A 23,781-nucleotide genomic window follows, 5' to 3' on the forward strand; every position below is an offset into this window, starting at 1 on the left:
CACCATGACGCTTCCGATCACGGCTGCGAACATCGACGTCGATCGTCTTCTCGATGAACTTCGGGTTTGGGTGGAGATGGAGACTCCAAGTGGAGATGCCGCAGCGGTCAATCAGCTGGCGGACCGTCTGGAAGCAATAGGACGTGAAGCAGGCTTCGTGATCGAGCGCAGGGCTGGCACCCTCGGGTTCGGCGATATCGTCGCAGTGCGGACGCCACGACTCGAAGGATACAACGCCAAGAGTGTCCTCATCCTCGCGCACATTGATACAGTGCATGCCATCGGGACAATCAACGGCAAGCTGCCGCTCCGCCAGGAAGGCGACCGGCTCTATGGTCCCGGCATCTACGACATGAAGGCCGGCGTACTGATGGCGCTCGAGGCCATGAAGCTCGTGGCGAAGATGGGACACAACCTCCCGATCGACCTGCTCGTAGTTCCGGACGAGGAGGTCGGCTCGAAGAGCTCGCGCCCGATGATCGAGGATTTTGCAAAGAACGCCGCCTTTGCGCTTGTGGTCGAGCCGGCAAGGGACGGCGGCAAGATTGTTACCGCCCGCAAGGGCGTCGGGATGTTCGACGTCGTCGTTCGCGGCCGGGCATCGCATGCGGGTGTTCGCCCGCTTGACGGGCGCTCGGCTATCCGCGCGGCTGCGCGCCTCGTGCTGGAGCTTGAGGCGTTAAATGATCCGGCGCGCGGTGTCACCGTTACCACCGGCACCATTCACGGCGGTACCGGGCGCAATACCATCCCGGCGGAATGCCGCATTCAGCTCGACTTGCGCCTGCCCGACAAAGGCACGGCCGACGAGGTAATGGAGAAGGTCAGAGCGATGGCGCCAGTCGATCCGGACATAATCTTCGAGATTACAGGAGACCTCAACCGTCCTCCCTTCGCCCAGAGCGACGAGGGTCGCCGGCTCTTCGACCACGCGGCCAAGATTGCGGGCGACCTCGGCATCCTCCTGGAAGGAATGACGACCGGCGGCGGGTCGGATGGCAATTTCACGGCGGCGCTTGGCGTGCCAACCCTCGATGGCTTGGGTGCCGACGGTGCCGGAGCACATACCTTGGAGGAACATATCCTGATCAGCAGTATGGCGCCGCGGACCGCTCTCCTGGCCAACCTTATTGCGTCGCTGGACAGCAGGGCATGAGCCGACGTCAAGAGACCCCTCGATCAGTGTTTACTCGGGGGCATGGAGCGTGAGCATCTATCAGGCTCTGGCCTTCATGGCGCTGGCGGGCCTTGCTGCCTACGTCCAGACGTTGACCGGCTTTGCCTTCGGCCTGATTCTGATGGGGGCAGTAGGGCTGACGTCCATCATGCCGCTGCAAGACGCCGCCGTGGTGACCAGCGTGCTCACTCTGGTGAACGCCTCGATCATGATCTCCAAGGGCTGGAGCGAGGTGCTGAAAAAGCCACTCATGCTCGTTCTCCTGAGCAGCCTTCCGTCGCTGGTGATCGGCTATCTGCTGATCGAGCATCTGGCTGCAAACGGCGTCGTGTTCCTGCGTATCCTCCTCGGCGGGATCATCATCGTCTCTTCTCTGCAACTCGTCATGCCGCCAAGGCGCGAGGAGCGGCAGGCCAGCGATCGCTCCTTTGTTGGCTTCGGCGTTATCTCCGGACTGATGAGCGGGTTGTTCTCCACCAGTGGCCCGCCGCTCGTTTATCATTTCTACCGCCAGCCATTGTCGCTCGTGGCGATCCGCGAAACCTTGGTGGCGATCTTCGGCGTCAACGCGCTCGTCAGGCTGGGTGTCGTCATGGCGGACGGCACGTTCCCTGATCCCCATTACTGGCCTGCCTTGTTCGCTGCCGTTCCGGTGATGGCAGGCACTCAGCTGGCGCGTCGCCTGCCGCCGCCGATCTCGGCAAAATATCTGCGATTCATCGTCTTCATCCTCCTGTGCGCCTCGGGAGCCTCGCTGGCCCTTCCCGCGCTTCCGGCTGCGTTGGAGCTGATACGATCCTGAGAAATAGGTGCCACATGCGTCTTAGTATCTCCGAAGCGGAGGAAATGGTCGTTGCGATCCTCACCCGAAGCAGGGTGGCAGAAGCGAATGCCAGGTCCACGGCCAGGGCTCTGGTCGCCGCGGAGGCCGCCGCCCAGAGCGGTCACGGGTTGCGTCGTGTTCCTGCCTACGCCGCACAAGCGCTTGCCGGAAAAATCGATGGCTTCGCCGTCCCGTCCATCACGAAGACGGCCGCGGCCGTGCTGCGCATCGATGCCGGCTTCGGCTTTGCCTACCCGGCACTTGATATCGCCGTGGCAGAACTGGCGCCCTTGGCCACTCAAAACGGCATTGCACTTGCGGCGATCCATCGCTCCCATCACGCCGGCGTTATGGGGCTGACGGTTGAGCGCTTTGCGGAAGAGGGACTTGTGGCACTCATGTTCGCCAACACGCCCGCCGCCATGGCTCCCTGGGGTGGCCGGACAGCGCTGTTCGGCACCAATCCGATCGCCTTTGCGGCACCCTTGTCCGGCACCGATCCTGTTGTTGTCGACCTCGCGCTCTCTAGGGTCGCCCGCGGCAAGATCGTCGCCGCGAAGCAGAAGGGCACGTCCATTCCGCCCGATTGGGCGCTCGACATTGACGGTCAACCGACGACCGATGCGGCGAGGGCCGTCGAGGGCACGATGCTGCCGTTCGGAGACGCAAAGGGAGCGGCTCTGGCGCTGATGGTCGAGATCCTTGCAGCTGGCATAACAGGTGCCCAATACGCTTATGAAGCCTCATCCCTGCTCGACGACAAGGGTTCGCCGCCAGCGCTCGGACAGACACTCATCGTCATCGAACCGAAGGCGTCCGGCGGCGGTGACATGCTGCCTCGTCTCTCGATGCTGGCCGAGATGATCGGCCGGGAGCCAGATGCTCGGCTGCCCGGAAAGCGGGGCGCAACGCAAAGACGCCTGGCGTTGACAGACGGCTTGGAACTCGATGAGGACATCATTCAACTTCTGGGCGCCTGATCTCGCTGCCCGCCCAACATCAAAGGAGAGGCTACGATGACGAGCTTGTTTTCGCCGGTGAAACTGAAAGGTTCGACGCTCAAGAACCGCATCGTGGTGTCGCCGATGTGCCAGTATCGCGCGCAGGACGGCATAGCCAACCATTGGCACACGGTGCACCTGGGCAATCTCGCGCTCTCGGGCGCCGGGACGGTCATCATCGAAGCGACCGCGGTTGAAGCTGCTGGCCGCATCACCCCTTGCGATCTCGGCCTCTATAACGATGCCACCGAGGCAGCGCTTAAGACCGCGCTCGAGGCGATGCGGGTGGTCGACCGATGCGCGATCTTCATCCAGCTTGGTCATGCCGGTCGCAAGGCATCCAGTCATGTGCCTTGGGCAGGTGGTCAGTTGATAGCCTTGGACAAGGGAGGTTGGGAGACCTTTGCACCCTCCGCCGTTCCGTTCAAGGAAGGTGATCGCGCGCCGACAGCGCTGGACGCTTCCGGTCTGGTGAGGATCCGCGACGCCTTCGTCGAAGCAGCCCGGCGAGCGGATCGCCTGGGGTTTGACGGGATCGAACTCCACGCGGCGCACGGCTATCTTCTTCATGAGTTCCTGTCACCGCTCTCTAACCGCCGCGAGGATGCCTACGGAGGGTCGCTACAGAGCCGGATGCGCTTCCCACTGGAGGTGTTCGAGGCGGTGAGGGCGGTCTTCCCCGCGGATCGACCGGTGGGTGTCCGGGTCTCTGCCACGGACTGGATGGACGGCGGTTGGGATCTTTCGCAGACCATCTGCTTTGCGAAGGAACTCGCTTCCAGAGGTGTCGATTTCATCGACGTCTCTTCCGGTGGTCTCGTGCCGCAACAAAAGATCGCGATCGGCCCCGGCTATCAGGTGCCCTTCGCCGAGGCGGTAAAGAAGGAAGCAGGCATTCCCACCTTCGCCGTCGGGATGATCACGAATGCGGAGCAGGCGGACGCCATCATCGGTGAAGGCAAGGCGGACTTCGTCGCGCTGGGACGCAGCATTCTTTTCGATCCCCGCTGGCCTTGGCGCGCCGCTGCCGCGCTGGGAGCGACCATCGACGCGCCTCCCTCCTACTGGCGCGGCCTGCCGGCACAACACTCCGGATTGTTCAGGACTGAGATTTCGACCGGTCAGTAACTCGCTCAACCAATTTGCTGCGTCACGCGCGCCTACATCAAATAGGTGCGAGGCCGCGCGTAACGTGACAGGATCAGGATGAATGTCGTCTTTCAAACAACCTCAATCGGCGCCTCAAAGCTTGCGCGCGATCCAGGCGATCGCGCCGGCCATCTCCGCGATGGCCTGGAGCAGGTCCTCCGTGGTAGGGGCATGGTTTCTGGTGCAGCCATGCCTGCGCAGCCTTCGCCGCCAGCTATCAGCCATAGATCAGGGATGACAAGCCGCGCAGCGGCCGGGTGGCCTTGTTGCCCATCTCGAGCATGGTGCGAATGCCGGACCACGCCCCGAGCGGAGGGAACGTCGTCTAGGCAGCAACCGCGGGCTGAGAGGCATCGCTGGTGATAGCCCTGTAGCGGATCAGGTCCTCGATCGAAATCGGCGGCCAAGCGTGGCTTCTTCCCCTAGGAGGAAATCTCGACCTTCCTGAAGCCGCATTCGCGTCTCAACGGAGACTTCTACATCTTGAACGGTTCAGGACAGCCACCAATATCGAAAGCCGCTTCTTTTCGTCGACATCATGAGAGGAGGTTCGCCTATGATAGACATGGAGTTACCCTGGAGAGCGCCCGTCAACGTCCGCTTGCAGTGCGGACTGGAGAGAACGTTTCTCTCTGTTCACGACGCCTTGGATTTTCTTGAGAATGAATGGCCGCTTCGACGCGGTGAGCGCTACCAACGTGCGGTGCGGAAATGTCGTGCGGCACTAAGACGGCTTGTTCCCGATGAAGTCGCTCGGGAGGCATTTATCGCGGCATGCTTCGAAGCGGGGATGCCAATGGTTGCGGCTGGCCCGTTGCGATACGACTCTACATCAGCTGCTCTAGCTGATCTGGCTATAGCATAGGTCAGGATGCCGGCAGCTTTTGCTAATCTCGAACACGTGCAAAATCTCGCACTAATGCCGCCGAACATGCACCTTATCCTCGTTTTCGCGTCCGATTCGGACGTGGCGGGGAGTCGTGCATTTTTATCCGGCGAGTGCGCCCCCCTCCGTTAATTAACCGCAACTTTCATCATCGGTTGCTCATACTACTGCAGCGGGTATCGTTGCTGTGGGAGGGCTGGGAGGACCCTTCCGGTGGTACATCCCGCGGGATAGAGGCGGCGCGAAGGTGCCGCCTCCCATCAAAAATGAAGAAGCCCGGTGCGGAAGGATGCACCGGGCTTGATAGTGATCGGCGACTGGGAGGAGGGGATGCCGCCAATCTTTGTCGCAAGCACTGGGAGGAGGAGTGCGCTCACGACATGTCGTAGGTGGGGATCCTGCTCGCAACTTGACAATTGACAAATTGATGCAGTGGACCTCGCCGTTGCTAGGTCAATCCAGAACCTGCACTACAGTGTAGTCCTGCGGGTTTACGATCACGCGGCGTTCATTGACGTATGTGTAGGCGTATTGCGGAGCCTCAGGAACAGGCGTCAGTACGACTGTCTGCGGCAGGGGCTGGCCCACAACCACCTCCTGCTGGACCATGACGGGCTGCGCCGGCACGGGCTGCTCGCGAACATAAGTCACGACCTGTTCCGGCGGCGGATCGATAGCAGAGCCAATCACTGCTCCGGCAACGCCGCCGACGGCTGCGCCGACCGGCCCACCCACAATTGCGCCAGTGGCAGCGCCGCCGGCCATGCCGCTCGCCGTCCCTTCTTGGGCCATAGCACCGGTAGCGAACATCGCGACTGATGCCGCTGCAATAATAATCGTCTTCATGGCCATCTCCTTTTGGTTTGGCTGACCATTGAACGTCAGGGGCTCAAGCCCGTTCCGCCACTGGACCAAGGTCGATAGCCGGTCAGACCAAAGTCTGAAGGTTGAGAAAGACGGGGAATACCGGTGGGCCGCGGCCTACCGCACCATTGCCGATACTGCACCCTCAGCTGCGCGAAATAGCCAATTGGGTGACAAAACCTGTCATGTAGTGCCGCCTGGTTCGCCAGCAGGGCTGTCACCGCCGCCAGTGTCAGCCCAAGCCCGGTCACGAACATAAGCAGGGCTTTGATCGCGTAGATCGCCGCCTGTGCCCACAGTGGCCGTTGTTCTTTGGCTGGCCGAAGCATTAAAGTCGCCGGTCCGTTATGCAAGCAGCGACGTGACAAAACGCTTGCTCGCCATGTTCGACGGCATCCACCACCACGTGTTCAAGCTAAGCTCTGAGTTCTGCGACGAACAGCCTTGGCGCAGCCTGAAATGCTGGCCTACAGGCGGGATGAACCGGCAATTATTTCGCTCCTCCACACTTCAGGCGCTTCTTGCACAGCGGTCGTTGCTACGTTCAAGCAGCGGCAGCTACCCGGCGGCCTAGGATGTGGAGAAGCTCGGTATGATGGCGGGTGGTGGTGTTCCTCATGCCACACCGCCAAGGCAGACGTACTTCAGCTCGAGGAATTCGTCGATCCCGTAGCGTGAGCCTTCGCGGCCGAGGCCGGAGAGTTTGACGCCTCCGAAAGGAGCTTCGGCAGTTGAGATCAGGCCGGTGTTGACGCCTACCATGCCATATTCGAGAGCTTCCGCGACCCGGAAGACGCGCGCCATATCCTTCGCATAGAAGTAGGAGGCCAGGCCAAACTCTGTATCATTGGCTTGTCGAATGACGTCTGCTTCGTCCTTGAAGCGGAACAGCGGCGCGACCGGCCCGAAGGTTTCCTCCCGAGCGACCGTCATTTCGGCTGTGACATCGGCGAGCACGGTAGGTTCATAGAATGTGTTGCCCATCGAAAGGCGCTTGCCTCCGGTGATGGTCTTGGCTCCCTTGCCCAAGGCGTCAGCTACGTGCTCTTCTACCTTTTCCAGCGCTGCCCGGTCGATCAATGGCCCGAGAATCACGCCCTCGTCAAAGCCGTTGCCTGTTACAAGCTTGTCGACAGCACCGGCCAATTTCTCGGCAAAGGCATCGTAGACGCGCTCCTGCACGTAGATGCGGTTTGCGCAGACGCATGTCTGTCCGTTGTTGCGGAACTTGGCGATGATCGCCCCCTCAACTGCCGCATCCAGGTCCGCATCGTCGAAGACGATAAAGGGGGCATTGCCGCCAAGCTCAAGACCGAGCTTCTTGATAGTCGGCGCCGATTGCCTGTAGAGTCCCGCACCGACTTCCGTAGAACCCGTGAAGGTAAGCTTCCGGACAGTCGGGTTCGCTGTCATCTCGCCACCGATTTCTCGTGCCGAGCCGGTGACAACGCTGAATAGTCCGCCAGGAAGCCCAGCCCGCTCGGCCAGAATTGCAATGGCGATGGCCGAAAACGGTGTCTGCGACGCTGGTTTCAAAACCATGGCACAACCAGCCGCAAACGCCGGCCCAGCTTTGCGAGTGATCATGGCATTCGGGAAGTTCCATGGGGTGATCGCGGCAACCACCCCAATGGGCTGCTTCATGACCATGATCCGCTTGTCCGGCTGGTGGCCGGGAATGACATCCCCATTAATACGGCGACCTTCTTCTGCGAACCACTCGATGAAGCTTGCGCCATAGGCTATCTCTCCCATGGCCTCGGCAAGTGGTTTGCCCTGTTCGAGCGTCAGGATCTTTCCAAGGTCCTCCTTGTTCTCCATCATCAATTCGAACCACTTGCGCAGGACGATAGCGCGATCCTTCGCAGTGCGTGCGGCCCAACCTTTTTGTGCAATACGCGCGGACTCAATTGCTGCGCGCGTTTCGGCTGCGCCAAGATTCGGCACGTGCCCGATGATCTCACCGGTCGCCGGATTGTCGACCGCGATGTGGTTGTCCGCGCTTGCCTGTACCCAGTCACCACCAACCAGAGCCGCTTCACGGAAGAGAGATCGATCCTTGAGCTTCATCGCTTCCAATCCTGTTGTCTTGTACATCGTAATGTTAGCGAGCCTCTTCGAGGATCAGGTCCGCTGCCTTTTCCGCAATCATGAAGACAGCGGCCTGCGTGTTCCCCGACACCATGGTGGGCATGATCGAGGCGTCGGCAATGCGAAGTCCTTCGATGCCACGAACCTTGAGCGCAGGATCGGTAACGGCACCTTCGTCCACCCCCATCCGGCAGGTTCCGCAGATATGATAGATCGTCTGGCCGTCGCGTCGGGCGAAATCGAGCCAGTCCTCATCGGTCTTGCAAGCAGGGCCGGGGCTCATCTCCCTGTCTCGGAAAGCGTCCAAGGGAGCCTCCTCGACGATACTTCGAGCGATCTTCATTCCGGCGACGATAGCTCGACGGTCCTCCTCAGTTGCTAGAAAATTAGGTCGTATGGCTGGTGGCGCAAAGGGGTCGGGAGATTTGGAATGTATGGTTCCCCGCGACTCCGGCCGAAGCTGAGTGACGCCGATGGTCATTCCAGGCAGCCGATCAAGCTTACGCTCTGCTGCATTGGCGTAACTCGCGTGCATGAAGAAGTACTGGACGTCGGGCCCATCCAGGCCCGGTCGGGTCCGGACGAAGCCATGGACGAGCCCGGTACCGAGCGTCAGGATGCCACTCCGCGTCGCGAAGTAGCGTGTAACTGCGAGGCCGAGCTTTAGGCCGCGCGTTTGCTCGTTGAGGGTGACCGGCAGCTTCACGCGCCAATTCATTCGCGTGCAGAAGTGGTCGATATAGTTTGCACCTACGCCTGGCAGGGAGTGTCGCACTTCGACCCCCAGCGGCTGCAATACCCGTGGGTCGCCTATGCCGGATAGCTCCAACAACTGCGGCGTCTGGGCAGCACCTGCGGTCAGGATGACTTCGCGTCGAGCGCGGACCTCGCCGGAACTGCTGGCCAGGCGCAGTTCGACGCCTGTCGCACGGCCGTTCTCCAGAAGAATACGCGTTACGTGCGCATTGGTTCTGACCTCAAGGTTGGGTCTGCTCAAGGCTGGCTGAAGATAGGCAGCAGCCGCGCTCACCCGACGGCCACGTCGTTGGTTCACCTGATAGTAGCCGAAGCCATCCTGACGATCTCCATTATAGTCGGCACTGCGTTCATAGCCCACGCTTTCCGCCGCAGAGATGAACGCTTCGGCAATCAGCGGGCGTTCCTTGACCTCGGTGACTGGAAGCGGACCGCCTCGCGCACGCATTGAAGAGGCGGGGCCATCATAGTCTTCGAGTTTACGGAAATAGGGGAGCACGTGCTCGAAGCTCCACCCCCGGCAGCCCTGTTGGGCCCAACCGTCATAGTCCTGCGGCTGCCCCCGTACATAGATCATGCCATTAATCAATGTGGAGCCACCAAGCCCCTTGCCGCGGGGAACAGAAATGACCCTGTTGCCGGTGGCCTCCTCCGGCTCGGTTTGAAAGCGCCAGTTGAAGTCCGGATTAGTGAGCAGCTTACTGAAGCCGGCGGGAATCTCGACCCAGAGGCTTCGCGCGGCCTTGCCCGCTTCCAGCAGCAGGACTGTGTACTTCCCAGATGCCGTCAGACGGTTTGCAAGAACGCACCCGGCCGTGCCACCGCCGACGATGATGTAGTCGAATGACTCGCGGTCCTGCTGCATTAGTTCACCCCCCTGATCGCTTTGGTGTGTAGGAGCGAAAAAGGAAGGATCTTGCCCGGATTGAGCAGGCCACTTGGGTCGAGCGCAGTCTTTAATGTGGAAGCGAGACGCAGGTCGCTTTCGGGGGCAAGCCGCAGCCATTCATCCACCCGATATTGCCCCAATCCATGTTCCGCAGAGATGGAGCCCCCGTGCTTGATGACGGCATCGTGTACTATGCGGTTGATTGCCTTTTGATCGTGATCCGGTCGGAACAGGACATTGTAGTGGAGATTGCCGTCGCCCAAGTGGCCGAAGATATTGAGCCCCGCTCCGGGAGCTGCATCTACCAGAGCGGCCTCGGCATCATCCAGGAATTCGCGCAAGTGCGTGAGTGATACGGATATGTCGTGCTTCAGGCTAGGACCGTCCCGCGCTTCTGCTTCGGTGACGTGCTCGCGCAGAGCCCAGAGCTGCCGAGCCTGCGCCTCCGATTCCGCAACAACGCCATCGATAATCCAGCCATTCTCAAACCCGCTCTCCAGTAGACCTTCCGCCGCGTCGCGCAGTCCGGAAAGACTGGAGGCTCCTTCAAGAAGAATGAACCAGTCACCAGCGGTGATAGGGGGCTTCAGATGCGCATGCCGGCTGACGAGATCCAGAGAGTTGGCAGAGATAAGTTCGAAAGCTGAAAGCGCTTCTCCGATCTCCTGCTGGGCGTGGCCGAACAGCGAAATGGCGGCTTCAAGACTGCTAACGCTGAGGAGGGCTGTGACGGAGTGACGAGGAACGCTCACGAGCCGCAGAACTGCAGCGGTGACGATGCCCAAAGTGCCCTCGGAACCGATGAACCACTGCTTCCAGTCGTAGCCGGCATTGTCCTTGCGCAGATGGCGCAAGCCGTTTGATACACTACCATCAGCAAGAACGACCTCAAGCCCGAGTGTAAGATCGCGCGTCATCCCATAGCGAAGAACATTCAATCCGCCAGCGTTCGTGGCTATCACGCCCCCGACAGTAGCGGAGCCTTCCGCTGCGATGGCGATGGGAAGCATCCGGTCCACGGAAGCCGCCTTCTCGCGAACGGTCTGGAGGATCGCACCCGCTTCTACTTCCACGGTCATGCCGATAGGATCGAGCGAGCGGACCGTCTGCATGCGGTTCAGGGAAAGGACGACCTGGCCCCCAGTGGTGTCCGGGATGGCCCCGGCGGCAAGGCCGGTGTTGCCGCCCTGCGGCACGATGCTGATGCCAGAGTCGCCGCAAAGTCGGACGATGGCGGCCACCTCGGCTGTTGAGGCAGGGCGTACCACGCATGCTGGCACCCCCGTCGTGCTTCGCTTCCAGTCCGTCGCATAAGGTGCGGTGTCTTCTGCTGTGGTCAGGACGTATCGCTCGCCCACGATGCCAGAGAGCGCCGAGAGAAGATCGGTTCGGCTCGTCATGCCAGTGCACCCATGTGCTGCGCCATCAGCACGATCTGGGACTCCAGCATTGGTTTGCCGGGAAAGATCCTGCACCCTTTCGCCTTCGCCGCCTCAAGCAGTGGTGTCATGGCGGGTTCCATGATGGCATCCGCGACGAGCTGACCCCGATGAAGCTGCGAGAGATCTAAGGGTGGCTCATCGCCGGAACGCATTCCCAGCGATGTCCCGTTGACGACTAGGTCATGGTCCGCAACCCGCTGAGCATTGGTTGCGACCGTGAGGCACGGATATGCAGCTTTAAGACGTTCGGTAAGGCTCACCGCACGTTCGATTGTCCGATTGGCGATCGTGATTTGGGTCACTCCCGCCTCGGCAAGCGCGAATGCGATAGCGCTGGAAGCTCCCCCCGCGCCCGCAACATAGGCCCTCATCCCCGCCGGATCCGCGCCTCCAACACGCAAGGCTTCAACAAAGCCGATACCGTCAAGCATGGCCCCGACCATGCGACCGTCAGGCTCGCGGCGAACGCAATTGACGGCGCCGATGTTGTGCGCAGCTTCCGTGACCTCGTCACACAGCGCGAGCATGTCGGTCTTGTGCGGCACCGTCGCAATGAAGCCTCCGAAGTTCTCCATGCGCCGCAGACCATCAACAAGCCCCTTCAAGCCATCCGGTTTGACATGGAATGGTACGAGCACCGCATCCACGTCCTTCGACTTCAGCAGGGCGTTCATCACTTCCGGCGTCTTCACGTGATAGATGGGATCGGCGAGAATCCCGTAGATGCGGGTGCGTCCGGTGACTGGCGGCAAGAAGCTCCGGTAGAGCTCATTGTCTTCCGCGGCGATCGGAGAGGTCATGAGAGGTTCCTATGCATTGCCTTGCGCGACACGTCTTGGCGTGCCTCAGGTCATGTACAGACCACCGGCGACGTCGATGGTCTGGCCAGTGACGAAGCTTGCTTCCGGTGAGGTAAGGTAGAGGGCAAGATCGGCGACTTCCTCGGGGGCGCCCAGTCGCCCCATTGGTGTCAGTCGTACCTGTTCCTCGTTGACCTCGCCGGCGACGGCGCGAACCATAGGTGTTTCAATGCGGCCCGGCGCTATGGCATTTACCCGAACTCCAAAGGGTCCGAGTTCTGCAGCAAGATGCTTCGTGAAGCCGATCAGCGCAGATTTCGTTGCGGCATAGTGGCAGGCAACGATAGGCGAGTATGTCTTGCCTGCAACCGAAGACATGTTGACGATCCAACCGGACTTCGCCTCCCGCATGCTTGGAGACAGGGCGCGGATAGTATTGAAGCAGCCAGTAAGATTGACGGCGACGACACGGTTCCACTCGGCTGGGTCCATCTCCCAGATCTTGTGTGCAATGCCATCATGCTTCGGGGAGATTCCGGCATTGTTCACAACAGTGTCGAAGGGGCCGCCGATCTGGCCTGCCGCATCTCCGAGCGATTTCTCGACCGACGGGTAATCCACGACATCCAGCACCAAGGGGATCGCGCCGCCCTTGCCGTCAGCATCGATCAGCCGAACCGTTTCATTGATGTCGGCTTCGTTCATGTCCGCAACGCCGACCATAGCGCCACGTGCTGCGAAGCGCTGCGCAATGGCCCGACCGATGCCGCGCCCGGCGCCGGTCACCAGAACGCGGCGTCCTGCGTGGCTTGGTCTGTAGGTGATTTCTTCCGGATTGATTTCTCGATGAGACATCTCAAATTCCTAGGTATGCTTGACGGACGTGATCGTTGTGGAGCAGTGCGTCGGACGTGTCGGCGAGGACGATCTCGCCGTTCTCGAGCACGTAGCCCCGGTCAGCCGCCTTCAGAGTGTGAAAGACGTTCTGCTCGACGATCAGGACGGTTGCCCCCGTTTTCACGATCGTCTCGATGACATCGAAGACCTGCGTGACGATGATTGGCGCAAGGCCGAGCGAAGGCTCGTCGAACATCAGGAGTTTGGGCCGAGCCATCATGCCACGGGCGATTGCCACCATCTGCTGTTCGCCGCCGGACAGTGAGCCGGCTTTCTGGGTAAGACGCTCGCGCACTCGCGGAAACAGCGACAGAACCTCCTGCAGAGCCGCATCCTTGTGCTGCCGCGCCGCCTTCCGGTAAGCGCCCATCAAGAGGTTCTCCTGGACCGTCATGTCCGGGAAAAGCTGACGCCCTTCGGGGATCAAAGTGATGCCTCGATCAACCATCTCGTGTGAGGAAAGCCGGGTGACATCCTCACCTTCGAAGGTGATCGTACCTGCGGTAGGGCGGATCAGGCCGGCAATGGTACGAAGAGTGGTTGTCTTGCCGGCGCCATTGGCTCCGACAATAGTGACGACTTCCCCTGCCTCCACAGTCAGCGAGATGTCGTGAAGAATGGTTGTGGGACCGTAGCCGGCGTGAATGTTCTCAAGCCTGAGCATCGATAAATTCCTTTCCGAGATACGCTTCAACGACCACGGGATCCTTGACTACCTCGCGGGGTTCGCCCTGGGCGATGATCTTACCGGAGTTGAGAACGATGACCCGGTCTGAGAGAGACATCACTGCCTGCATGACGTGTTCGATGGCGACGATGCTGACGCCGCTGTCGCGGATCGATTTCATCAGGTCGATCGCCCGGCGAACATCCGTCTGATTGATCCCTGCCATCACTTCGTCGAGCAAGAGAATGCGTGGCTTCATCGCCATAACCCGAGCGACTTCCAGCCGCTTCAGGCCGCCTATGGTCAACCCGCGTGCCTCGGCATCGAGCCAGGGGCCAAGCCCCATCCGCTCGGCCGTCTCACGCGCAACCTCTCGGGCTTCTTCGACATCTGAATAGCGATGGAACGCGCCGACCATGATGTTCTCTTCAACGGTCATTGCGGCGAACGGCTGGACGATCTGGAAAGTGCGACCCACGCCAATTGTGGCGAAGTCGCCAGGAGTAGTGGGGCTTTGCCAGCTACCGTCGGCGGCGCGAACAGTCACTGACCCGCTGTCTGGTTTCAGGAAGCCGGAAATCATGTTGAAGACCGTTGTCTTGCCTGCACCATTCGGACCGATTAACCCGAGGATTTCTCCTTCCCTGAGGGTGAAGCCGACGTCGTTGGTGACGTGAAGGCCGCCGAAATGCTTTTGCAGGTGCTCCACACGCATGACGTCGGCACCGATCGGTGCCCTCTGCCTTGCGTCTGGCGTAGCCGCGCTTGCGGCAATCGTGCCTGCTAACACGCCCCGCTCACGCCTCTGCTTCGTGAAGCGAGAGATCAGCCCCATCAGTCCATTCGGCATGAACAGAACGACCAGCATCAATACGACGCCATAGACGAAGCCGTGGAGGCCAAGCGCATGCGCGCCAAGCCAAGCGCGCGCCAGTTCGCTGATGGGTACGAGAAGAACAGCGCCGAGGAGGGGACCGAACACGGTCCCCAAGCCGCCGATTAGGGCAAACATCGCGATCTGGATCGACATTTGCAGTGAGAACATCGCAGCGGGCTCAATGAATGTCAGATACATGGCATGAAATGTGCCGACAAAGGCCGTGAGTGCGGCAGATACCGCAACGGCTGCGAGCCGCACCCGTACCGTTCCAACGCCAGCGGCCAGTGCGGCCGATTCCCGCTCGCGGGTCGCGACGAGGTAGAAGCCTATCCTGTGCGAGCGGATCCACCAGGCGACTGCCAACGTCAGCAGAAGCAAACCGAAAGCGATGAGCAATTGCGGGAGCCGGTCACGGAAGACCATCCATTCCCAGCCGATCTGCAAAGGGATCATCAACCCGGTTGCGCCACCAGTGAGTTCACGCCAATGAAGGGCGAGAACCCTGAACACTTCCAGAAAAGCAATGGTAGCAAGGGCGAAGAAAGGACCGTGCAGGCGGAAACAGGGATAGCTGATGATCACTGCGGCAAGGACGGCTATCGCAGCGCCCGCGAACATCCCGATCCAAGGACTGATCCCCATGTTCATCAGGATGACACCGGTGTAGGCGCCAATCCCGTAGAAGATGGCATGGCCTAACGAAAGCTGGCCGGCAAAGCCACCCACGATATTCCAGGCTGTTGAAAGGGCAGCGAAGATGCAGATCGTGATGAAGATATGGTAGACGAACTGGTTGCCGACAATGACGGGGATGAGGACTAGCGATGCCAGGATTGCAGCAAGCGGGATAGCCTTCAACATCCAGCCGTTCGAGGCTGCTTGCGATCGAGGGGAGGTGGTGGAGATATCTGTCATGGCGACACGTGCGAGAGGTTGAGGCGCGAGCTGAACAGGCCCGACGGCTTCAGGATGAGGATCAGGAGGAACACGCCGAAGACGGCGACCTCACGAAGGTCGGAGCCGATGTAGAATCCGGCAAAGCTGTCGATCAGGCCGATGATCATGGCGCCTGCGAAAGCCCCTCCGATCGATCCAAGACCACCAAGCACGACGACGACGAACGCGGTCAGTACAAAGTATGTCCCGATTCCTGAGGAGGTTGGATAAAGCGGGGCGATCAGGACGGAGGCGACCCCGACACAAGCGGCGCCGATGCCAAAGGTCAGGATGTAGATCCAGTTGACGTTAATGCCCATCAATTGAGCGGCCGCGCGGTTCTGGGCCACGGCGCGGATCGCGCGCCCGGTTTGGGTTCGCGAAAGAAAAAGCTGGAGAACCACGACAACAGCAATTGACGCAACCAGGATGGCGACCTGTCCCGAGAGCAGACGTACAGGGCCAAGCTGCAGGGGAGTCCGAAGTCCACTTGCCGGCGTGCTGGCGATGTCGGCACCGAAGACCAACAGCGCCAGGTTGATAAGCGCGGTCGAAAGTCCAACGGTAGCGAAGATCTGTATGTGATCGTCGTCGGCAGACATCAGGGGCTGTATCAGGAACCGCTGTGTCACGGCGCCCAGCAGAAAGAGGGCCGGTGCAACGAGAATAACCGTCGCAAATGGGTGGATCCCCATCCAAGTCGTCAGCACGTAAGTCAGATACATGCCCACCATGAGGAATTCCCCGTGGGCGAAATTGACGACTTTGACGATGCCGAAGATCAAGGTCAGGCCCACGGCGACGATGGCGAATAGACTGCCGAGCATGATCCCGTTGGTGAGAACTTGTAAGAAAGTGTTCATTGGCCTCTCCAGGACAGAAAGGTACCGGGCGGTTGATCCGCCCGGTACGTCAGAAGGGCTTATTCGCCCAGCTTGATCGGCGTCATGGCGGCTGAATCCGGGAACACAGTCACAAGCTTGCCGTCCTGCCACTGCATGCCCATCATTTCGGCGCGTTCATTCTGGTTATCGTCGCCGAACTTGAAGCCGTAGCCCGCAGCGGTGACACCAGCCTCAATGTCGATGCCCTTCACCGTTTCGATGATGGTGTCTGGCTCGAGGTCTGAGGCTTTCCCGAGAGCTTCAAGAATGACCTTGGCACCCACATAATTATTGAGAGAATGTCCCGAGCGAGGAGCCGAGCCATACTTCTTCTGATAGGCCTCAACGAACTCTTCCAGGCCAGGTGTGTAGCTGGTGTTGACACTGTACTGGGTGAAGTCGACATCCAGCACACCCTCGATCACGGAATGACCGACCGCGTCTGCAGTAGGCTGCATCGAGTAGCCCCCGCCGCCGCCGATGATAGCAGCAGGCTTGAAGCCCGCCTCGTTCGCTTGCTGTAGAAAGAGCACAGAGTCGTTCTGGTACGAGGTCTGAAGGACAATGTCCGCCTCACGATTTTTAAGGTCGAGAACCAACGAAGACATGTCGACCGTGGCGGCAGGATACGCTTGGGTGGTTACGATGTTGAGGCCAGCTTCTTCGGCATAGGCGTTTTGCCGCTCGGCGACGGATGTGCCGTAGCTGGAGTCTTCGTGGATAATTGCGATCTTAAGATCGGCAGGCTCTTTGCCGATACCTGGTCCAACCTTCTCCACGATCATCTGGATGATCATTTTGGCCATGTCGTCAGCGGTGGGGTTGGTGCGGAATAGGTACTTCAGCCCACGCCCAGTAACTTCCTCAGCTACCGCACCGAGCTCGAAATAGGGAATGCCAGCCAGTTCCGTGACCTGACTTGCTGCAATCGAGCGGGCAGATGAATAGGTGCCGAAGATGGCTTTTACGCCTTCCAGCGATGTCAGGCGCCGAGCTTCACCGATCGCCTGATTGTTGTCGACTGCATCACCCCGGACCAAGGTGATCTGCTCACCTTGAATGCCACCCGCGGCATTGATTTCCTCCACGGCCAGCTCAAGGCCGCGGGCACTTTCCTCACCCAGCAGTGCGAGCTGCCCGCTGAACGGATAGAGCGCGCCGAACTTGACTTCGGCTTGTGCCGCAGATGCGGTCAAGGCCAGAGCGATAGCTGTAGTCTTCAATAGGTACGACAGTTTCATTGTTTCCTCCCGTGAAAGCGTCGTTGCTGATGGGTCTGTAGGTTAGTAGTTCAAGGCCTCCTTGCCTTCGAAGCTGGTGATGGGCGGATAGGCCCGCTGGTCGGTGATGACGTCCAGTACCGTCGTCCGTCCGCTTGCTAGCGCATCTTTCAGCGCAGGCAGGAAGTCCAATGGCTTCTCAACACGGATGCCTTCGCAGCCAACAGCGCGTGCGATCGCCGCGTGATCGACGGCTTCGAAGTCACATACGTCTGTGAAGTCGCCGAAGAGGCTGAGCTCTGCGTGTTTCTGATAACCCAGAATCTGGTTGTTGAGCACGACCACCACGACGGGCAGCTTCATCCGTCGAGCGGTTTCCAGCTCCGACCAGACATGTCCGAAGCCGCCGTCGCCCGTGAGGCAGATGACAGGTGCATTCGGCCGCGCCGTCTTTGCACCGATTGCATAGGGCAGGCCCCAGCCAAGCCCGGCTATGCCCCGCGGTGTGAGAAAGCGCTGACCGGCCTTCCGGGCCGTAAGAAAGTTTGAAACCCAGATAGACGAGTAGCTGGCGTCCGCCACCGTAATTGTCTCAGGCGTCAAAACGGCGTCGATGTCGGCAAGAATGCGCTCTGGACGAAGAGGAGCAGCATCCATGTCGACGAGACGCGTCATATCTTCGCCGTGGGCCGTGCGGCCGCTGGCGATGGTGGTTTCGAGCGTTGGGCGTCTCGATGCGATGGCCGAGAGGTCCCGCTTCTTCAGCTCTGCTTCCAGCGCCGCAAGCGTGAGCTTGGCGTCGCCGACAAGGCGGAGGGCTTCATAGTTTCGACCGACCTCGCTGCTCTCGATGTCGATATGGATATAGGTGGCGTTCTTCGGGTACAGCGACCAGCTATCGGTGCCGTTCTGGTTTGTTCGGTTGCCAACGAGGACGACGACGTCGGCTTCGGTGACCAGCGAGCGTAGGTGGGATGAGCGGCCCCGCGGCGCCATGAAGTAGCCTACGACGCCGACGGAAAGCGGATTACGCTCGTCTACCGCGCCTTTACCCATGACCGTAGTTGCAACTGGAAGACCAAGCGCTTGCACGGCTTCCAGTTGCGTCCACGCTTGGGAGGAATGCACTCCGCCACCGGCGATGACGATCGGCGCCTTGGCGGCAGCGATCAAATCGGCTGCCACCGAGACACGTTCCGGGTCGGCGACAGTTCGGTCGAGCGGGAACGCGCCGAGCGAGGCCGAACGCTGCGGCGCAGCAGGATCGAGATCAGGTCGCTCGTCCAGCACGTCGAGCGGCACCAGAAGCACTGCAGGACCAGCGCGACCGCTGGCGGCTGCCGTGAACGCCATGTCGACGTAGTCGTCAATGCGCTGAGGATCAGCGACCCGGCGCACCCATTTTGCGACCCCATTGAACAGAGCGAAATGATCGAGTTCTTGGAAAGCATTCTTGTCGGTGAAGCGGCGCGATACGTCTTGGACGATTGCCACCATCGGGATCGACGCCTTGAACGCCTCAGCAAGGCCTGGAACAAGAAGCGTAGCTGCAGGACCGTTCTGGGCAGTGACAACGGCGACCTTGCCGGATGTGCGGGCATAGGCGTCCGCCATGGCAGCACCGGCGTTCTCGGTACGGTAGCCGATCTGACGGATCCCGTAGTCCGGTGCTGCCAGAAACAGCGCGGAGGGAATGCTCTGGCCGAAGATCTCCTTCACACCATGTCTTTGGAGGGCAGCCGCCAGTAGGTGGGCCCCGGTCATATTGCTGCCTGCGGACTTGCCCGGATGGTTCGCGACCATGTTCATGCCCTTGCTCCCTGTTTTGGCTGGTCTTCGTCGTTCTGCATAGAAAGAACGATCTTCCCGATATGTGCTCCCGTATCCATACGGGCATGCGCGTCCTGGACGTCCTCGAAGGCGAAGACGGAATCGATTAGCGGCTTCACCTTGCCTGCTTCGATGAGCGGTAGGACAGTTTGGCGCAATGCGTTTGCGAGCTTGGCCTTCATCTCGATTGGACGAGCTCGAAGAGTGGATCCAGTGAGGGTGACGCGCTTCATTAGCAGTGGCGTGAAGTCCACCTCTGCTTTTGCCCCCCCGAGGAACGCGATCTGTGCGATCCGACCATCAACCGCGATGGCTCCAAGGTTTCGGGCGATATACTCGCCGCCAACCATGTCTAGAATAACGTCCGGGCCGCGGTTATCGGTGAGTGTACGGCTCTCCCTGACAAAGTCCTGTGTTCGGTAATTGATCGCCGCGTCCACTCCCAGGTCGAGGCAGGCCTGGCATTTTTCGTCCGAGCCCGCCGTTGCGATCACTCGCGATCCTAATGCCTTGGCGAGCGATATGGCCGTCGTACCAATCCCTGACGTACCGCCGTGGACCAGGATCGTCTCGCCCGGAGCCAGCCGCGCCCGCTCGAAGACGTTGCTCCAGACGGTGAAGAACGTTTCCGGAAATGCGGCAGCCTCAGTGAAGTCAAGGCTGTCTGGAATTGGTAGCGTGGCACCCTCTTGAACGATCGCCCAATCTGCATAAGCACCGCTATGAACGAGCGCCATCACTCGATCACCCTGCTTGAATTCACGGACGTTGGGGCCAACTACTTCCACCGTACCGGCAAGCTCCAGGCCCAGAACGTCGGAAGCTCCGGGAGGTGGTGGGTAGTGGCCCTGCCGCTGCATGACATCGGGCCGATTGATGCCCGCAGCACGGACACGCACCAGCATCTCTCCAATACCAGGAGTCGGGCATGGGCGGTTGACCATTTCTAGGACTTCCGGCCCACCCGGCTGTCTCGCAATCACGGCTCGCAAAGTTGAGGTCATACGTGTTGTCCTTCAGGAATTAGGAGGACCTTGACTGCCTCCCGACTGCGGGCGAGTTCGAACCCGTCGACGGCTCGTGAGAGAGGGAGGCGGTGTGTCGCCAGGGTTGATAGAAGTTGCGTGTGTTCAGCCAAGAGGGAGATCGCTTCCGAGAGCGCCTCATTGGTCGTGTCATGGGCTGCTCGGAGTTGCTTCTTCTCACGCACAAACCGGGTGAGGTCGAGCTCAAGAGGACGAGAGTGGATGCCGGCCACAACGAAGATGCCGCTGGAGCGAAGAACGGCGAGACCTTCCGCCACAGACGTGCTGATGCCGGTGGCCTCCAAGACCCGGTCAACCGGCCGACCGAAATGTCGTTGAACCGCTTCAGCCAGTGTTTCAGTTGAGAGATCTACGGTCCCAGCAATGCCAAGATCCCGCGCATGCTGCAGGCGCACATCATCCTTGAAGCCTGCGATCAACACGTCGGCACCGCGCCGCGATGCAACGAAAGCCATGCCAAGCCCGATTGGACCAGGGCCTAGAACGACAACGCGATCGCCGTCCGAAATCTCGGCGACATTTGCGGCGTGAACTGAAACCGCAAGTGGTTCGGTCAAAGCGGCGATGTCTAGTGGAAGATCGTTAGGTACCTTTCGACAATTGATCGCCGGCACCGTGACACGCCCGGCGAAGCCACCATCAACGTGAAGACCGATGATGCGCCGATCAGGGCAATCCTGAGGGCGTCCGGACGAGCATGCAAGGCACTTGCCGCAGGCAATCGTAGGCCAGCACACGACTCTGTCGCCTACTTCGATATCGAGGACGCCTGCACCAACGCCCTTCACGACGCCGGAGAACTCGTGACCGAGCGTCAGGGGAAGGCGACTCTCCATGAACTCGTAGCCCGGCGTCCACTCGTACGCATGAATGTCGCTGCCACAGATCCCCGCTGCCGCCACCTCGACAATCGCCATGCCTTCTGCTGGCAAAGTGGGCTCGGGAATTGTAACGATATCGGCGCCGATAGCCGGCGTCGTCTTACGAAAGGCAAGCAAATGTCACTCCTCCGATCGCACCTAAATTGGACCTCCTCGTCCAAGTTCATTCGCGAAACAGGCTTCGCTTGAACATCTTTGGGTGCTATATGTAATTTGTTATAACACTTTTTCTTAAAGGATCTTGGGTGTCAAGACGGCTGGTGCAGAATTATGAGCAGACCGGGCAGGGGGAGGATTGGGCCCGCCCACTCGTCAAGGAAAACCTGAGCGAAAGGGCGTATTCCGACCTCAAGAGCGCGCTCATGCACGGCAAGTTGAAGCCGGGCGAGCGATTAAGATTGCGCCCGATGTCAGCGCGTTTCGGTATCAGCGCCACTCCGATGCGCGAAGCCTTGCTGCGCCTCGTCAGCGAGAAGACGCTTACCCTGGACGCACGGGGAACTGTCGTCGTTCCTAGGTTGAGCCTAGATGAGCTTGTCGAGATCCGCAGTATCCGCGTCGACCTGGAGGGACGGGCAGCCGCGGCGGCAGCCGGATGCGCCACGGAAACCGAGATCAACACCTTAGAAGCAATCCATTCGGAAATATCGGAATGTCATCGCCTTCAACAATTCGAACGGGCAATCGTTCTGAACACGGAGTTCCACCTCGGGCTCTGCCGTTCGGGGAGAGTGCCCATCACCTACGATATCGTCGAAGGCCTGTGGATGCGCTGTGGCCCGATCTTGTCACACCTCTACGACAGTGGCTTGCCTGACTGGGAGCCGCATCCGCACAAGAGGATAATAGCCGCACTTAGGGCCGGTGACCCAGCGGCAGCCGAGGACGCCATCAAAGAAGATATTGTCCGAGGCGGACAAGGGCTTCTTGCGCATGTGAAGGCGGCGGACACGACGGATTGACGAGAAGGATCACGTCATCGCTAAGGAGCACCCGCTGGCATCACCAACGTGCTAGGGTCCCCAGCCAATTTTGTTAAGGATGTTCGAACGCCGAGGATCAGCCAAGGAACTGCGGCCGAGGTCGCCCAACTTTTTGAGAAGACGCCACTTTTCCGTGCGGGAGACAGCTGCCAATTCATATCGAAAAATCGGTCAGAAGTGACTTGCGTGAGAGACCTTTCTCACATGATTCCAATGACTTGATAGAAAAGCCTCTGAATTCCCTCTGTTTTCCCATCGCGAGCGACCGTGGGTGCCAACTTTGTGCCCTGGCTTCGGACATCAGTCAACTGGACGGCCGAAGCGGCAATGATTTCCGCTTTCGGACGTCAAGTTTGCAGTGAGCCGGCCATGCGCCGCTCCCGGCTCGCCGCGAGCGGCTTCTCTGTTACTTGTGCTAAGCCCGCGGTCAGCAACCCTCCCTGTTTTATAAGCAGCGATGGCGCGCAGCGTGGTCTCCGCTAGGCAGCTTCATTCTTCTGCTGAAAGGCACCTCTTGCGACCCCGTAACGCCAACGGTGGTTAGTGCTCTCGATGCGGCTTTGGTAGATCAACACAATCTCCCCATCATGCACAAGCACTGTCGAATGGCCGTTTTCACCCGCCTGATTTTGGTCAAGAACGGGACCCACGGAAACGTAGGGACCTTCAACCTTATCGGCCAGAGCGAAGAATACGCGCTGGCGGTTCCCCCGTAGCCCCGAGGGCAGAAAGCAGGTCGCGTTTAGCAGGATCTTGCCGGTGGGCAGTTCGACGAGCTGCGCGCCCTCGATCCCCCATTCGTAGTCCGGGTCATCGCGGCGGTTATGATGCGGGACGTCGTTGTGATCCAGGATCTTGCCAACGCGCTCCCAAGGGCCAAACCAGCTGTTGGATAGGCTTTTGGCGAGGAAGATGTCAGGTTGCGGTACACGATCGAACTGCGGCATCGCTGAATAGACAATGTACTTCTGACCCGCAATCTCTGCCGGATGCGGGTCATAGATCCCGTGCTCATCCGTACCGGATAGCGCAGTGAGGACGGGATTTAGTACAACCCAACTGAAGCCGTCATTGGAGACTGCGTGCTCGATCCGCCCGTGCGGCTTCATGAACTCCGTCTGGATGAACATGTGAAAAACGCCATCCACGTGGATCACGCCAGGGGCGGCTACGCCAGAGCCAGAGATAGGAAGTTCGATTGAGGCTTGCTCGGCCCAGGGTCCTTCCAACGTCTCTGCGACGGCGTGGAAGATCTTCCAGGTTTCCGTGGTGACTGTACCACCGGAGCCGAACATGTGCCAACGAACACCGTCAAAGACGGGGCAGGGATCTTTTACGTCGTCCATCCCCTGCGGATGAAAGAGCGGAAAAATGTTCTTTTGAAAGACGACCTTCATGACTGCCTCGGCGCGACGCACTCTTCGATTCGCGATCATCATGATCGGATGCGTCTGCTTAGCACTTTCAGCGCAGTCATCAATGCGATTTCATGCCTCATCCTCCTCCTGTTGACCGCCTAAAACACGCCCTAATTGCCCTCCTTCTACGCCGTCCAGCAATGTGAGGGAGGCCGCTGACAGATTAACTCTGCGCCGTTTTAGATGCGGTTGGAACTGCGTCCGCTTCCTACAGTTAGACCGGGGCCCACTTGGACTATACCGCTAGGCGGCCATCGCCGA

General features: G+C 59.9%; 21 protein-coding genes. 7 read left to right on the forward strand and 14 right to left on the reverse strand.

What is annotated here, in order from left to right; translation table 11 throughout:
- Window positions 1-4: 4 nt before the first annotated feature.
- From MUU54_RS08295 to MUU54_RS08315, 5 genes are all read left to right on the forward strand, one after another.
- Entirely contained in the window at window positions 5-1,156 is a 1,152-nt protein-coding gene (locus tag MUU54_RS08295) for a M20 family metallopeptidase (RefSeq protein WP_247243570.1), read from the forward strand.
- A 49-nt stretch (window positions 1,157-1,205) separates the two neighbouring features.
- Window positions 1,206-1,979 carry a sulfite exporter TauE/SafE family protein gene (locus MUU54_RS08300; protein ID WP_247243571.1) on the forward strand — a complete coding sequence of 258 codons (774 nt, stop codon included), beginning with the start codon at window positions 1,206-1,208 and terminating at the stop codon, window positions 1,977-1,979.
- Window positions 1,980-1,993: 14 nt separating this feature from the next.
- Complete coding sequence (locus MUU54_RS08305) at window positions 1,994-2,980, forward strand: Ldh family oxidoreductase (protein ID WP_247243572.1); 987 nt, start codon at window positions 1,994-1,996, stop codon at window positions 2,978-2,980.
- Window positions 2,981-3,016: 36 nt separating this feature from the next.
- Window positions 3,017-4,129 (forward strand): NADH:flavin oxidoreductase/NADH oxidase, encoded by a 1,113-nt coding sequence (locus MUU54_RS08310; RefSeq protein WP_247243573.1) that lies wholly within the window; start codon window positions 3,017-3,019, stop codon window positions 4,127-4,129.
- 577 nt (window positions 4,130-4,706) lie between these two features.
- Window positions 4,707-5,015, forward strand: a complete 309-nt coding sequence (locus tag MUU54_RS08315; protein ID WP_247243574.1) for a DUF982 domain-containing protein — start codon at window positions 4,707-4,709, stop codon at window positions 5,013-5,015.
- 474 nt (window positions 5,016-5,489) lie between these two features.
- Here the strand turns inward: MUU54_RS08315 and MUU54_RS08320 are convergent, their stop codons facing one another.
- Window positions 5,490-5,882 carry a DUF1236 domain-containing protein gene (locus MUU54_RS08320; RefSeq protein WP_247243575.1) on the reverse strand — a complete coding sequence of 131 codons (393 nt, stop codon included), beginning with the start codon at window positions 5,880-5,882 and terminating at the stop codon, window positions 5,490-5,492.
- A gap of 316 nt (window positions 5,883-6,198) precedes the next feature.
- Between MUU54_RS08320 and MUU54_RS08325 the strand changes: the two genes are divergently transcribed.
- Complete coding sequence (locus tag MUU54_RS08325) at window positions 6,199-6,474, forward strand: hypothetical protein (RefSeq protein ID WP_247243576.1); 276 nt, start codon at window positions 6,199-6,201, stop codon at window positions 6,472-6,474.
- A 41-nt stretch (window positions 6,475-6,515) separates the two neighbouring features.
- On the opposite strand, the gene gabD is transcribed toward MUU54_RS08325, so the two are convergent.
- From gabD to MUU54_RS08385, 12 genes are read right to left on the reverse strand one after another with little or no spacing between them, the layout of a single operon-like run.
- Entirely contained in the window at window positions 6,516-7,970 is a 1,455-nt protein-coding gene (gabD, locus tag MUU54_RS08330) for an NADP-dependent succinate-semialdehyde dehydrogenase (protein WP_247243577.1), read from the reverse strand.
- Between the two features lie 34 nt (window positions 7,971-8,004).
- The gene (locus MUU54_RS08335; protein WP_247243578.1) at window positions 8,005-9,612 is read right to left on the reverse strand and encodes a GMC family oxidoreductase; all 1,608 of its coding nucleotides are present in this window, start codon (window positions 9,610-9,612) and stop codon (window positions 8,005-8,007) included.
- Window positions 9,612-11,036, reverse strand: a complete 1,425-nt coding sequence (locus MUU54_RS08340) for an FAD-binding oxidoreductase (protein ID WP_247243579.1) — start codon at window positions 11,034-11,036, stop codon at window positions 9,612-9,614. The genes MUU54_RS08335 and MUU54_RS08340 overlap by 1 nt, the downstream gene beginning before the upstream one ends.
- Entirely contained in the window at window positions 11,033-11,878 is an 846-nt protein-coding gene (locus tag MUU54_RS08345) for a shikimate dehydrogenase family protein (RefSeq protein ID WP_247243580.1), read from the reverse strand. The genes MUU54_RS08340 and MUU54_RS08345 overlap by 4 nt, the downstream gene beginning before the upstream one ends.
- A 45-nt stretch (window positions 11,879-11,923) precedes the next feature.
- Window positions 11,924-12,733 (reverse strand): 3-oxoacyl-ACP reductase FabG, encoded by an 810-nt coding sequence (gene fabG, locus MUU54_RS08350; protein WP_247243581.1) that lies wholly within the window; start codon window positions 12,731-12,733, stop codon window positions 11,924-11,926.
- A 1-nt stretch (window position 12,734) separates the two neighbouring features.
- Window positions 12,735-13,439 carry an ABC transporter ATP-binding protein gene (locus MUU54_RS08355; protein ID WP_247243582.1) on the reverse strand — a complete coding sequence of 235 codons (705 nt, stop codon included), beginning with the start codon at window positions 13,437-13,439 and terminating at the stop codon, window positions 12,735-12,737.
- Window positions 13,426-15,237, reverse strand: coding sequence for a branched-chain amino acid ABC transporter ATP-binding protein/permease (locus tag MUU54_RS08360; protein WP_376742073.1), 1,812 nt, complete (start codon window positions 15,235-15,237; stop codon window positions 13,426-13,428). The genes MUU54_RS08355 and MUU54_RS08360 overlap by 14 nt, the downstream gene beginning before the upstream one ends.
- On the reverse strand, window positions 15,234-16,121 hold the full coding sequence (locus MUU54_RS08365) for a branched-chain amino acid ABC transporter permease (protein ID WP_247243583.1): 888 nt from the start codon (window positions 16,119-16,121) through the stop codon (window positions 15,234-15,236). The genes MUU54_RS08360 and MUU54_RS08365 overlap by 4 nt, the downstream gene beginning before the upstream one ends.
- A gap of 59 nt (window positions 16,122-16,180) precedes the next feature.
- Complete coding sequence (locus MUU54_RS08370) at window positions 16,181-17,383, reverse strand: ABC transporter substrate-binding protein (RefSeq protein ID WP_247243584.1); 1,203 nt, start codon at window positions 17,381-17,383, stop codon at window positions 16,181-16,183.
- Window positions 17,384-17,425: 42 nt separating this feature from the next.
- On the reverse strand, window positions 17,426-19,171 hold the full coding sequence (locus MUU54_RS08375; RefSeq protein WP_376742074.1) for an acetolactate synthase catalytic subunit: 1,746 nt from the start codon (window positions 19,169-19,171) through the stop codon (window positions 17,426-17,428).
- Window positions 19,168-20,196 carry an NAD(P)H-quinone oxidoreductase gene (locus MUU54_RS08380; protein WP_247243585.1) on the reverse strand — a complete coding sequence of 343 codons (1,029 nt, stop codon included), beginning with the start codon at window positions 20,194-20,196 and terminating at the stop codon, window positions 19,168-19,170. The genes MUU54_RS08375 and MUU54_RS08380 overlap by 4 nt, the downstream gene beginning before the upstream one ends.
- On the reverse strand, window positions 20,193-21,236 hold the full coding sequence (locus tag MUU54_RS08385) for a zinc-dependent alcohol dehydrogenase (protein WP_247243586.1): 1,044 nt from the start codon (window positions 21,234-21,236) through the stop codon (window positions 20,193-20,195). The genes MUU54_RS08380 and MUU54_RS08385 overlap by 4 nt, the downstream gene beginning before the upstream one ends.
- A gap of 128 nt (window positions 21,237-21,364) precedes the next feature.
- On the opposite strand from MUU54_RS08385, the gene MUU54_RS08390 reads away from it, so the two are divergent.
- A complete protein-coding gene (locus MUU54_RS08390; protein ID WP_247243587.1) occupies window positions 21,365-22,081 on the forward strand; it encodes a GntR family transcriptional regulator in 717 nt (238 codons plus the stop codon).
- Window positions 22,082-22,581: 500 nt separating this feature from the next.
- Here the strand turns inward: MUU54_RS08390 and MUU54_RS08395 are convergent, their stop codons facing one another.
- A complete protein-coding gene (locus tag MUU54_RS08395; RefSeq protein WP_247243588.1) occupies window positions 22,582-23,499 on the reverse strand; it encodes a glycoside hydrolase family protein in 918 nt (305 codons plus the stop codon).
- Window positions 23,500-23,781 lie beyond the last annotated feature (282 nt).

Origin of the sequence: Pseudorhizobium tarimense (assembly GCF_022968135.1) — a bacterium.
GTDB lineage: Bacteria > Pseudomonadota > Alphaproteobacteria > Rhizobiales > Rhizobiaceae > Neorhizobium > Neorhizobium tarimense.